General features: G+C 69.5%; 12 protein-coding genes and 1 tRNA gene. 10 read left to right on the forward strand and 3 right to left on the reverse strand.

Annotated features, from left to right (window positions below; translation table 11 throughout):
• Positions 1-54: 54 nt before the first annotated feature.
• Entirely contained in the window at positions 55-1,110 is a 1,056-nt protein-coding gene (locus V5O46_RS16750; protein WP_332885413.1) for a UDP-N-acetylmuramate dehydrogenase, read from the forward strand.
• A 27-nt stretch (positions 1,111-1,137) separates the two neighbouring features.
• Here the strand turns inward: V5O46_RS16750 and V5O46_RS16755 are convergent, their stop codons facing one another.
• Positions 1,138-1,770: an NAD(P)-dependent oxidoreductase gene (locus tag V5O46_RS16755; RefSeq protein ID WP_332885414.1), complete on the reverse strand. Its 633-nt coding sequence runs from the start codon at positions 1,768-1,770 to the stop codon at positions 1,138-1,140.
• 102 nt (positions 1,771-1,872) lie between these two features.
• Between V5O46_RS16755 and V5O46_RS16760 the strand changes: the two genes are divergently transcribed.
• Positions 1,873-2,472 carry a TetR/AcrR family transcriptional regulator gene (locus V5O46_RS16760; RefSeq protein WP_332885415.1) on the forward strand — a complete coding sequence of 200 codons (600 nt, stop codon included), beginning with the start codon at positions 1,873-1,875 and terminating at the stop codon, positions 2,470-2,472.
• A 382-nt stretch (positions 2,473-2,854) separates the two neighbouring features.
• Here V5O46_RS16760 and V5O46_RS16765 read toward each other — a convergent pair whose 3' ends face one another.
• A complete protein-coding gene (locus V5O46_RS16765; protein WP_332885416.1) occupies positions 2,855-3,895 on the reverse strand; it encodes an adenosine deaminase in 1,041 nt (346 codons plus the stop codon).
• Positions 3,896-4,114: 219 nt separating this feature from the next.
• Positions 4,115-5,341 carry a pyridoxal phosphate-dependent aminotransferase gene (locus V5O46_RS16770; protein WP_332885417.1) on the reverse strand — a complete coding sequence of 409 codons (1,227 nt, stop codon included), beginning with the start codon at positions 5,339-5,341 and terminating at the stop codon, positions 4,115-4,117.
• A gap of 291 nt (positions 5,342-5,632) precedes the next feature.
• On the opposite strand from V5O46_RS16770, the gene V5O46_RS16775 reads away from it, so the two are divergent.
• The 8 genes from V5O46_RS16775 (at position 5,633) to rplL (ending at position 10,848) form a co-directional block, all read left to right on the forward strand.
• Positions 5,633-5,705, forward strand: a tRNA-Trp gene (locus V5O46_RS16775).
• Positions 5,706-5,813: 108 nt separating this feature from the next.
• Positions 5,814-6,101 (forward strand): preprotein translocase subunit SecE, encoded by a 288-nt coding sequence (secE, locus tag V5O46_RS16780; protein ID WP_332885418.1) that lies wholly within the window; start codon positions 5,814-5,816, stop codon positions 6,099-6,101.
• A gap of 80 nt (positions 6,102-6,181) precedes the next feature.
• Positions 6,182-7,039, forward strand: a complete 858-nt coding sequence (nusG, locus tag V5O46_RS16785) for a transcription termination/antitermination protein NusG (RefSeq protein WP_332885419.1) — start codon at positions 6,182-6,184, stop codon at positions 7,037-7,039.
• Between the two features lie 180 nt (positions 7,040-7,219).
• The gene (gene rplK, locus V5O46_RS16790; RefSeq protein WP_006130605.1) at positions 7,220-7,654 is read left to right on the forward strand and encodes a 50S ribosomal protein L11; all 435 of its coding nucleotides are present in this window, start codon (positions 7,220-7,222) and stop codon (positions 7,652-7,654) included.
• Positions 7,655-7,758: 104 nt separating this feature from the next.
• A complete protein-coding gene (rplA, locus tag V5O46_RS16795) occupies positions 7,759-8,484 on the forward strand; it encodes a 50S ribosomal protein L1 (RefSeq protein WP_332885420.1) in 726 nt (241 codons plus the stop codon).
• Positions 8,485-8,669: 185 nt separating this feature from the next.
• Complete coding sequence (locus V5O46_RS16800) at positions 8,670-9,509, forward strand: LolA-like protein (RefSeq protein ID WP_332885421.1); 840 nt, start codon at positions 8,670-8,672, stop codon at positions 9,507-9,509.
• A gap of 305 nt (positions 9,510-9,814) precedes the next feature.
• Positions 9,815-10,345, forward strand: a complete 531-nt coding sequence (gene rplJ / locus V5O46_RS16805) for a 50S ribosomal protein L10 (protein WP_332885422.1) — start codon at positions 9,815-9,817, stop codon at positions 10,343-10,345.
• Between the two features lie 116 nt (positions 10,346-10,461).
• Complete coding sequence (gene rplL / locus V5O46_RS16810) at positions 10,462-10,848, forward strand: 50S ribosomal protein L7/L12 (protein WP_332885423.1); 387 nt, start codon at positions 10,462-10,464, stop codon at positions 10,846-10,848.
• Positions 10,849-11,384 lie beyond the last annotated feature (536 nt).

The raw sequence follows: 11,384 nt of genomic DNA on the forward strand, positions 1-11,384 counted from the left end.
CCCCCCCCCCCCCCCGGGACTGGGCTGTCGGTGCCGTCTCGTAGTCTTGAGCGCGTGCAGGAACTCCACGACGCCCCCCTCGCCCCGCTGACCACCTTCCGGCTGGGTGGCCCCGCGACCCGCCTGGTCACGGCCGCCACCGACGCCGAGGTGATCGCCGCCGTCCGTGAGGCCGACGCCACCGGCACACCCCTGCTGCTCATCGGCGGCGGCTCCAATCTCGTCATCGGCGACAAAGGCTTCGACGGCACCGCCCTGCACATCGCCACCCGCGGCTTCTCCCTCGACGGCACCCGGCTGGAGCTGGCGGCAGGCGAGGTGTGGGCCGACGCCGTGGCGCGCACGGTCGAGGCCGGGCTGGCCGGTGTCGAGTGCCTGGCCGGCATCCCCGGCTCGGCGGGCGCGACACCGATCCAGAACGTGGGTGCGTACGGCCAGGAGGTCTCCGCCACGATCACCGAGGTGATCGCGTACGACCGCAGATCCGGCGAGACGGTCGTGCTCACCAACGAGGAGTGCGCTTTCTCGTACCGCCACAGCCGCTTCAAGGCCCACCCCGAGCGGTACGTCGTGCTGCGCGTCCGCCTCCGGATGGAGGACGCCGGCGGGCTCTCCGGGCCTGTCAGATACGCCGAGACCGCCCGCGCCCTCGGTGTCGAGCCCGGCGACCGGGTGCCGCTGGCGGCCGCCCGCGACACCGTGCTGAAGCTGCGGGCCGGCAAGGGCATGGTGCTGGACCCCGAGGACCACGACACCTGGTCGGCCGGGTCCTTCTTCACCAACCCGATTCTCACCGACGCTCAGTTCGCCGCCTTCCGGGCGCGCGTGCACGAGCGTCTCGGCGACGGCGAGCAGCCGCCCGCCTACCCGGCGGGGGAGGGGCACACCAAGACGTCCGCGGCCTGGCTGATCGACAGGGCCGGCTTCACCAAGGGTTACGGCAGCGGACCCGCCCGCATCTCCACCAAGCACACCCTCGCCCTCACCAACCGCGGCGAGGCGACCACCGAGGACCTCCTCGCCCTGGCCCGCGAGGTCGTCGCCGGAGTCCGGGAGGCCTTCGGCATCACGCTGGTCAACGAACCGGTGACGGTCGGCGTCAGCCTCTGACCCACCGCTCCCGAGGTCCGGGACCGCTCAGTAGGCCACCCCCACCCCCTGCTTCATCGCCCCCGCGTCGTCGATCAGCGCCAGCATGGCGTGCGCCACGTCGGCCCGCGCCAGGAAGCGCCCCTTGCGCGGAAAGCCACCGACGACCGTCCGGTACCGGCCGGTGACCGGTTTGTCCTGCAGCCGTGGCGGCCGTACGACCGTCCAGGCCAGCGCACTGCCGGCGAGCTCGGCCTCCATCTGCCGCAGATCGGCGTAGACGTCCCGGAAGACCGCCGAGACGATGCCCCGTGCGGCGCGGTCGAGGCGCCCCTCGCCCTCCGGGGCGGGGCCGATGGGCGCCGCACTCACCACCAGCAGCCGCCGCACGTCTTCCGCCGCCATGGCGTCCACCACCACCCGGGTCAGCCGGCCGGCGACCCCGGCGTCCCTGCGGCTGCGCGCTCCGAGCCCGGACAGCACCGCGTCCCGGCCGGCCACCGCGGGCCGCAGCACCTCCGGATCCGTCAGGTCGGCGCGGAACACCTCCAGGCCGGCACCGCTCACCGGCAGCCGCGCCGGGTCCCGTACCACCGCGGTGACCTGGTGGCCCGCCCCCAGTGCCTGCCGCACGATCTCCTGTCCGACTCCGCCGGTCGCGCCGAAAACCGTCAATTTCATGGCATACCATCCTCCTGGCAAGGTGAGTAAATATTCACTCACCTACTCGTCCACTAGGGTGAGTAATCACTCACCCATGCGTCAAGCCTGTTTGGAGCACTCATGCAGTCCGGCAAGCCGACGGCCCGCGAACGCATCCTCGACGCCGCGCACGAGCTGATGCTGACCATCGGACTCGCCCGCGCCACCACCAAGGAGATCGCCAGGGCAGCCGGCTGCTCCGAGGCAGCCCTCTACAAGCACTTCACCAGCAAGGAGGAGCTCCTGATCGCCGTGTTCTCGGAGCGGCTCCCTCGACTGAGCCCGCTGCTGCGGGGGCTCATCGCCGAGCCGGGCCGCGGGACCGTCGAGGGGAACCTCACCGAGGTCGCCCGCCAGGCCGCCCTCTTCTACGAACAGAGCTTCCCGATCGCCGCCTCGCTCTACGCCGAGACCCAGCTCAAGCGAAGGCATGATGCCGCCCTGCGTGCCATGGGCACCGGGCCGCATCTGCCGATCGAGAGCCTCGACCGCTACCTGCGAGCCGAACAGACGGCCGGCCGCATCCGCCCCGACGCCGACACCTTCGCCGCCGCATCCCTGCTGCTGGGTGCCTGCGCGCAGCGGGCCTTCGCCTACGACGCGGCCCCCGAGGGCAGCCGCCCCCCGCTGGACGACTTCGCCCACCGCCTGGCCCGCACCCTGCTCACTGGCATCCGCTGAACCAGCGGCCCGGGCCGCACACCTGCCCCCGGACTGCCGGCACCCGCCCGCGGCGGCAAGGGGGACGTGCCGGGGGTGGCCGCCCGCAACGGTTGTCGCGTCAACGCGGGCACCATGGCAGCAGGCCGATTCCGCGACGTCCCGAGGACGGGCACTCCCGGCGCGGCCCCGACCCGCCCCCGCACCACGGGCGCCGCGACGCGCACTCCCGCCGAAGCCGCAGCGGCGCCGCAGGCACTCGTGGCGTCACCGTGCACTCTGCCGGGGGGTGAAGCCCGGCACTCGTGGCGTCACCGTGCACTCTGCCGGGGGGTGAAGCCCGGCACTCGTGGCGCCGCCGTCCACTCTGCCGGAGGGCGAAGCCGGAACCCGTCCCCGTTCGTCAGCCGGCCGGGGCGGTGAGCCAGGCGTCGATCCCCGACAGCAGCTCGTCCTTCCGGTCCTCCGGCGCCGCCGAGCCGCGCACCGACTGCCGGGCCAGCTCCGCCAGCTCCGCGTCCGTGAAGGCGTGGTACTCCCGGGCGATCTCGTACTGCGCCGCCAGCCGGGCGCCGAACAGCAGCGGGTCGTCCGCGCCCAGGGCCATCGGAACCCCGGCGTCGAACAGCCTCCGCAGTGGCACGTCCTCCGGCTTCTCGTAGACTCCCAGCGCCACATTGGACGTCGGGCACACCTCGCACGTCACCTGCCGGTCCGCCAGCCGCTTCAGCAGCCGCGGGTCCTCCGCCGCCCGCACACCGTGCCCGATCCGGTCGGCATCCAGGTCGTCCAGGCAGTCCCGCACCGACGCCGGGCCGGTCAGCTCGCCGCCGTGCGGCGCCGACAGCAGCCCGCCGTCCCGGGCGATGGAGAACGCCCGGTCGAAGTCCCGCGCCATGCCCCGCCGCTCGTCGTTGGAGAGCCCGAAACCGACCACGCCCCGGTCCGCGTACCGCACCGCGAGCCGGGCCAGCGTACGGGCGTCCAGCGGGTGCTTCACCCGGTTGGCGGCCACCAGCACCCGCATCCCGATCCCGGTCTCCCGCACCGTGGTGTCCACCGCGTCCAGGATGATCTCCAGCGCCGGGATGAGCCCGCCCAGCCGCGGTGCGTACGACGTCGGGTCCACCTGGATCTCCAGCCATCCGGAGCCGTCGCGCAGATCCTCCTCGGCCGCCTCCCGCACCAGCCGCCGGATGTCCTCCGGCTCCCGCAGACACGAGCGCGCAGCGTCGTACAGGCGCTGGAAGCGGAACCACCCCCGCTCGTCCGTCGCCCGCAGTCTCGGCGGTTCCCCGCCGGTCAGGGCGTCGGTCAGCGCCTCGGGCAGGCGCACGCCGTACTTGTCGGCCAGTTCCAGCAGGGTGGCGGGCCGCATCGACCCGGTGAAGTGCAGGTGCAGATGGGCCTTCGGCAGCTCAGAGACATCACGTACACGCTCCATCCCAGGATCCTGCTACACGTCCTGCCCGCCCCGGTAGCGCTTTCCCCGTACGTGGTCTTGCTCGCACGCGCGAACGCACACCACAAACCGAACGCACCACAACCCACGCACACCACAACCCACGCACACCAAGAACTCAGCGCAAGAAACCGAACGCAGGAACCGAACCGGGGCCACACATCAACGTTGAGGTGTGGCCCCGGCCTTGGAAGGGACGGATCAGCCCCGCGCCTCCGCCAGCAGCTTCTGGATCCGGCTGACGCCCTCGACGAGGTCCTCGTCGCCCAGTGCGTACGACAGCCGCAGATAGCCCGGCGTGCCGAAGGCCTCACCCGGCACGACCGCGACCTCGGCCTCCTCCAGGATCAGCGCCGCCAGCTCCACCGTGTCCTGCGGGCGCTTGCCGCGGATCTCCTTGCCGATCAGCGCCTTCACCGACGGGTAGGCGTAGAACGCACCCTCGGGCTCCGGGCAGAGGACTCCGTCGATCTCGTTCAGCATCCGCACGATGGTCTTACGCCGCCGGTCGAACGCCTCGCGCATCTTCGCGACCGCGTCCAGGTCGCCGGAGACGGCGGCGATCGCGGCGGCCTGCGCCACGTTCGAGACGTTGGACGTGGCGTGCGACTGCAGGTTGGTCGCGGCCTTGACCACGTCCTTGGGGCCGATGATCCAGCCCACCCGCCAGCCCGTCATGGCGTACGTCTTGGCGACGCCGTTGACCACGATGCACTTGTCGCGCAGCTCGGGCAGGACGGCGGGCAGCGACACGGAGGAGGCGCCGCCGTAGACCAGGTGCTCGTAGATCTCGTCGGTCAGCACCCACAGGCCGTGCTCGGCGGCCCAGTGGCCGATGGCCTCGGTCTCGGCCTCGGAGTAGACCGCACCGGTCGGGTTGGACGGGGAGACGAAGAGCACGACCTTCGTCTTCTCGGTGCGGGCCGCCTCCAGCTGTTCCACGCTGACCCGGTAGCCGGTCGTCTCGTCGGCGACGACCTCGACCGGGACACCGCCGGCCAGCCGGATCGACTCCGGGTACGTCGTCCAGTACGGCGCGGGGACGATGACCTCGTCGCCCGGGTCGAGGATCGCGGCGAAGGCCTCGTAGATGGCCTGCTTGCCGCCGTTGGTGACCAGGATCTGGGAGGCGTCGACCTCGTAACCGGAGTCGCGCAGGGTCTTCGCGGCGATCGCGGCCTTCAGCTCGGGCAGCCCGCCGGCCGGGGTGTAGCGGTGGTACTTCGGGTTCCTGCAGGCCTCGACGGCCGCCTCGACGATGTAGTCCGGAGTCGGGAAGTCGGGCTCGCCGGCGCCGAAGCCGATCACCGGACGCCCGGCGGCCTTGAGAGCCTTGGCCTTGGCGTCCACGGCGAGGGTGGCGGACTCGGAGATCGCGCCGACTCGGGCGGAGACCCGGCGCTCGGTGGGTGGGGTTGCAGCGCTCATGAGGCCATCGTTCCAGACCGGAAACACGAGCGGTACGCGGGTTTCACGGACTGAACAGGTACGGGCAAAGGGGTGAACAACAGTCCGTAGGCCGTACTCGTCCCTCAGCCGCACCGTCCTCGGCCAGGCGATCTTCCGCCGTCGGCGACCGGCGAAACCCCCCACGGGCCCTTTCTGTTCGACGACCGGGCCACGAGCACGTACACTCTCACCTCGTTGGCCTTCACCGGGCCGCGCCTCTCGGGTGCACACCACGCAGCCGGGCGGATGCGGTACGTTGGGGGAACGCAAAGGGTCGTAGCTCAATTGGTAGAGCACTGGTCTCCAAAACCAGCGGTTGGGGGTTCAAGTCCCTCCGGCCCTGCTACACACACCTTGCTCAGGATGTGTGCGCATGTACGTACAGCAATGCACCGCCGTGCGGCTCAGACCGGGCGCGGCACGGCCACGACCCGGAATCAGGTGAGGACGAGTGACGGACGCCGTGGGCTCCATCGACATGCCTGATGCCCAGGACGAGACTCCGGAGTCGAAGAAGAAGCAGCGCAAGGGCGGCAAGCGCGGCAAGAAGGGCCCGCTGAAGCGTCTGGCGCTGTTCTACCGTCAGATCGTCGCGGAGCTCCGCAAGGTCGTATGGCCCAGCCGCAAGCAGCTGACGACGTACACCACCGTGGTGATCATTTTCGTCACCATCATGATCGGCCTGGTCACCGTGATCGACTATGGACTCAGCAACGCCGCCAAGTACGTCTTCGGCTGAGCCGTGAGCGAAGAGCGCCGAGGTACCCGGCGCTCCTTTCGCGTGTTCCACCCCCATGTATCCAGGAAGAAGCAGCCACCGTGTCTGACCCGAACGTGAACGACGCCGTCGAGCCTCGCGGCGAAGGGGCCGAGTCCGCCGAGGACCAGCTCGACGCCGTCGAGGGCGCGGACCACGAGGACACCGAGACCTCCCCCGAGGTCGAGGCTGCCGCCGACGAGTCCGGTGCCGACGAGTCCGGTGCCGACGAGTCCGGTGCGGAGGAGACCGCCGAGGACGCCGTCGCCGGGGCGGAGGCCGAGGAAGCGGCCGAGCCCGAGCTCGACCCGATCGAGAAGCTCCGCCAGGAGCTGCGCGTCCTGCCCGGCGAGTGGTACGTCATCCACACCTACGCCGGCTACGAGAACCGCGTGAAGACCAACCTGGAGCAGCGCGCCGTCTCGCTGAACGTCGAGGACTACATCTTCCAGGCCGAGGTGCCGCAGGAAGAGGTCGTCCAGATCAAGAACGGCGACCGCAAGACGATCAAGCAGAACAAGCTGCCGGGCTACGTCCTGGTCCGCATGGACCTGACCAACGAGTCCTGGGGTGTCGTCCGCAACACCCCCGGCGTCACCGGCTTCGTCGGCAACGCCTACGACCCGTACCCGCTGACCCTGGACGAGATCGTCAAGATGCTCGCCCCGGAGGCGGAGGAGAAGGCCGCCCGCGAGGCCGCCGAGGCCGAGGGCAAGCCGTCCCCGCAGCGCAAGGTCGAGGTCCAGGTGCTGGACTTCGAGGTCGGCGACTCGGTCACCGTCACCGACGGCCCCTTCGCCACGCTCCAGGCCACCATCAACGAGATCAACGCCGACTCCAAGAAGGTCAAGGGCCTGGTGGAGATCTTCGGCCGCGAGACGCCGGTCGAGCTGTCCTTCGACCAGATCCAGAAGAACTAGCCCTTCTGGGGTCACCAGCGTCCCACAGCGTCCGAGCAGGTCAGGCGAGTGCCGCGGCAGCCGCCTGACCTGCTCGGTTTTTGGCCGCACATCCATACCCGTTATCGTTGTGCGGTATGCCTTCTGCCGGGAGAGCGACTCGGCCGGAGGTAGACCCGAATCGAAAGGACCCGGAGAGCAATGCCTCCCAAGAAGAAGAAGGTCACGGGGCTCATCAAGCTCCAGATCCAGGCCGGTGCCGCCAACCCGGCTCCGCCGGTCGGCCCCGCGCTGGGTCAGCACGGCGTCAACATCATGGAGTTCTGCAAGGCCTACAACGCCGCGACCGAGTCGCAGCGCGGTTGGGTCATCCCGGTGGAGATCACGGTCTACGAGGACCGCTCCTTCACCTTCATCACCAAGACGCCGCCGGCCGCGAAGATGATCCTCAAGGCCGCGGGCGTGGAGAAGGGCTCCGGCGAGCCGCACAAGACCAAGGTCGCGAAGATCACGCGTGACCAGGTCCGTGAGATCGCCACCACCAAGATGCCCGACCTCAACGCCAACGACCTGGACGCCGCCGAGAAGATCATCGCCGGCACCGCCCGTTCCATGGGCGTCACGGTCGAGGGCTGACCCCGACCTTCCAGCAGCCACGCGGCGGTAGCCGCACACAGGACACAGTGTGGCGGGGCCTGCTCGGCCCGGACCACGACTCCTAAGAAGCAACAGGAGCAGTAGTGAGCAAGCGCAGCAAGTCTCTCCGCGCTGCGGACGCCAAGATCGACCGGGAGAAGCTCTACGCCCCGCTCGAGGCCGTCCGTCTCGCCAAGGAGACCTCCACGACCAAGTTCGACGGCACCGTCGAGGTCGCCCTGCGTCTGGGTGTCGACCCGCGCAAGGCCGACCAGATGGTCCGTGGCACCGTGAACCTCCCGCACGGCACCGGTAAGACCGCCCGGGTCCTGGTCTTCGCGACCGGCGACCGTGCTGAGGCCGCGCGTGCCGCGGGCGCCGACATCGTCGGCGCCGACGAGCTGATCGACGAGGTGTCGAAGGGCCGTCTGGACTTCGACGCCGTCGTCGCCACCCCGGACCTCATGGGCAAGGTCGGCCGCCTCGGCCGCGTGCTCGGTCCCCGTGGTCTGATGCCGAACCCGAAGACCGGCACCGTGACCCCGGACGTCGCCAAGGCCGTCACCGAGATCAAGGGCGGCAAGATCGAGTTCCGTGTCGACAAGCACGCGAACCTGCACTTCATCATCGGCAAGGCGTCCTTCGACGACGCCAAGCTGGTGGAGAACTACGGCGCGGCGATCGAGGAGATCCTCCGTCTGAAGCCGTCCGCCGCCAAGGGTCGCTACATCAAGAAGGCCGCCATCACCACCACGATGGGCCCCGGCGTTCCGGTCGACCCGAACCGCACCCGCAACCTCCTCGTCGAGGAGGACCCGGCCGCGGTCTGAGTCCACGGCTCACTCTGACGGTCACGGGCCCCGTACCTACGACAGGTACGGGGCCCGTTCCCGTTCACCCGTGTCCGTGTGGGAGAGGGGCCGGGCCCGGTCCCGGAAACCGGGAGACTGCACGGATGTTCCCCAGTAGGCTCCCCTCTGAGGTATGACGATCATGCATTCCGTGGGGGGAAGCCATGAGGACATCTGTACGCAGGGCCACCGGAACCGGCTTTGCCGCGCTGCTGCTCGCCGCCGGAGCCGCGGGCTGCGGCAAGGGCGAGGAGTCGCCCGATCTGGCGCCGGCCGCGGCCGTGGCCAAGGCGGCGAAGAACTCGGAGGACATCACGTCGCTCCGCTACCGCATGACCGGCCGGGCGCCGGAGGAGGGGCGGATCGAGGCCGACGCCCGGATGCGGATGAAGCCCACCGTCGCGTTGAGCATGAAGATGACGGCGCTCGACCAGGGCCCCGACGGCACCGCGGAGATCCGGCTGGTCGACAAGGCCCTGTATATCGGCGGCGGAGCCGAGGCCGCCAAGGAGATGGACGGCAAGAGCTGGATCAAGTTCGACCTGTCCGGAACGGACGCCGAGCAGGAGCTGAACCAGCCCGGCGGCGCCTCCCAGGCGGACAAGAACCCGGCCACGGAGTCCACCTTCCTCACCGGCGCCAAGGACGTGAAGAGGGTCGGCGGCGAGACCGTCGACGGTGTCGACACCACCCGCTACACCGGCACGCTCACCCTCGACGACCTGCGTGAGTCCCTCAAGGACGAGGACGAGGAGACCCGCGAGAGGCGGGAGAAGTCCATCGAGCAGTACGAGCAGATGGGCGTCGACAAGCTCACCATGGACATGTGGATCGACGGCGACGACCGCACCAAGCAGTTCCGCATGCAGGGTGCCGCCGACAAGGGCCCGCTCGACCTCACCGTCACCTTCCTCGGCATCAACGAGCCGGTGGACGTGGCGGCTCCGCCGGCCGAGGACACCATGGACCTGGCGGAGATGTTGGAGGAAGCCGCCCAGGGCTGAGCCCGGCCCTTCGGGCGATTTGCTCGACGGCGCCCCGTTCCCGTACTCTTCTGCAGAAGCCAAAGACCGCTGGTCGTTGCCGCGTGCTCGGACGAGGGCGCGGTGGCCGAAGGATCCGCTGAACGGCGGACGGCCCGCGCAGGTGACTGTGGAAAGCTCCCGGATCTCCGGATCGCATGCCCTGTGCATGCTCCGCGACCATCCGGTCGAGCTACGCCCCGTGCGCCTGCGCCGGGGCGTTTCGTTTTCCCCAGTCCTCCTTCGGGTCCGCGCGGTCCGAATCACCCGGAAGGAGGCCGAGGCTCATGGCGAGGCCTGACAAGGTCGATGCCGTCGTGGAGATGCGGGACAAGTTCCGCAACTCCAACGGCGCAGTCGTCACCGCGTACACCGGTCTCACCGTTGCGCAGCTCCAGCAGCTGCGTCGTTCACTCGGTGAGAACGCTCAGTACCGTGTGGCGAAGAACACGCTGACCAAGATTGCGGCCAACGAGGCCGGGATCAACTCGCTCGACGACCTCTTCGCGGGTTCGTCGGCCGTCGCCTTCGTGACCGGTGACCCGGTCGAGGCGGCGAAGGGTCTCCGTGACTTCGCCAAGGACAACCCGAATCTCGTCATCAAGGGCGGTGTCCTTGACGGCAAGGCGCTGTCCGCCGACGACATCAAGAAGCTTGCGGACCTCGAGTCCCGCGAGGTTCTGCTCTCCAAGCTGGCCGGTGCCTTCAAGGCGAAGCAGTCCCAGGCTGCCTCCGTCTTCCAGGCGCTGCCGTCGAAGCTCGTCCGCACCGTGGACGCGCTGCGCGCCAAGCAGGACGAGCAGGGCGGTGCCGAGTAACTCGGCTCGCGCATTGATCCGGGCCGCCTGACGCGGCCGGGGTCGCAGCGGGCCAGCGTACGCCCGCCAGTCATGTACATCCGGCACCAGCCGAACAAGTGGAAGGATCGCCCATCATGGCGAAGCTCAGCCAGGAAGACCTGCTCGCGCAGTTCGAGGAGATGACCCTCATCGAGCTCTCCGAGTTCGTGAAGGCGTTCGAGGAGAAGTTCGACGTCACCGCCGCCGCCGCCGCGCCGGTCATGGTCGCCGGTGGCCCGGGTGCCCCGGCCGCCGAGGCCGTCGAGGAGAAGGACGAGTTCGACGTCATCCTCACCGGCGCCGGTGACAAGAAGATCCAGGTCATCAAGGTCGTGCGTGAGCTGACCTCCCTGGGCCTGAAGGAGGCCAAGGACCTGGTCGACGGCACCCCGAAGCCGGTCCTGGAGAAGGTCAACAAGGAGGCCGCGGACAAGGCCAAGGAGTCCCTCGAGGGCGCCGGCGCCTCCGTCGAGGTCAAGTAAGACCTCCGGTTCGGCCCAGCCGCCGAGCCAGATCTTCGCGGCCGCCGAATCGGTCCCCCTGGGGCTGTAACGCGAACGCACCGAGGAGCGATCATCCATCCGGGTGGTCGCTCTTCGGCGTTCCCGGGGCCCCGGCCGCGGTTACCTTGCACCGGTGTTCGCGCGGGGTATGGTGATCTTCGTCGTGTCTCGGAGCGTCCCGGTTCGGGCAAGGGGGGCCTTGACGAACCGCACGCAGCGCGCAATTCTCAGGACGCGTCGTCACACAGATCCGGGGTCCGAGGCATGGATCGACGACGAACAGGGCAGTATCAACGTGCGTTGAGGGCAGGGTGCGTTGAGGGCAGGCATGCCGCAGGCGTTGACAACAACGAGGGTCCCCGCAGCCGGGGAGCAAACCGGGACTGGACATCAGTGTGCCAAGTGGCTACACTGACCCTTTGCGCTGCCTGTTAGCTGCTCCCTGCCCGTCACCAGGGGCATGCCCTCGCTCGAGCACCGACGACCAGACCGTCTCCGACCTGGCCTTTTGACCA

It is taken from the genome of Streptomyces poriticola (genome assembly GCF_036689765.1).
Taxonomy (GTDB): Bacteria; Actinomycetota; Actinomycetes; order Streptomycetales; family Streptomycetaceae; genus Streptomyces; species Streptomyces poriticola.

What these genes read in the sequence shown, in the direction of transcription:
- V5O46_RS16755 (WP_332885414.1), bottom strand. Translation starts at nt 1,770, where the DNA reads ATGAAATTGACGGTTTTCGGCGCGACCGGCGGAGTCGGACAGGAGATC.
- V5O46_RS16760 (WP_332885415.1), top strand. Translation starts at nt 1,873, where the DNA reads ATGCAGTCCGGCAAGCCGACGGCCCGCGAACGCATCCTCGACGCCGCG.
- V5O46_RS16765 (WP_332885416.1), bottom strand. Translation starts at nt 3,895, where the DNA reads ATGGAGCGTGTACGTGATGTCTCTGAGCTGCCGAAGGCCCATCTGCAC.
- V5O46_RS16770 (WP_332885417.1), bottom strand. Translation starts at nt 5,341, where the DNA reads ATGAGCGCTGCAACCCCACCCACCGAGCGCCGGGTCTCCGCCCGAGTC.
- rplK (WP_006130605.1), top strand. Translation starts at nt 7,220, where the DNA reads ATGCCTCCCAAGAAGAAGAAGGTCACGGGGCTCATCAAGCTCCAGATC.
- V5O46_RS16800 (WP_332885421.1), top strand. Translation starts at nt 8,670, where the DNA reads ATGAGGACATCTGTACGCAGGGCCACCGGAACCGGCTTTGCCGCGCTG.
- rplJ (WP_332885422.1), top strand. Translation starts at nt 9,815, where the DNA reads ATGGCGAGGCCTGACAAGGTCGATGCCGTCGTGGAGATGCGGGACAAG.
- rplL (WP_332885423.1), top strand. Translation starts at nt 10,462, where the DNA reads ATGGCGAAGCTCAGCCAGGAAGACCTGCTCGCGCAGTTCGAGGAGATG.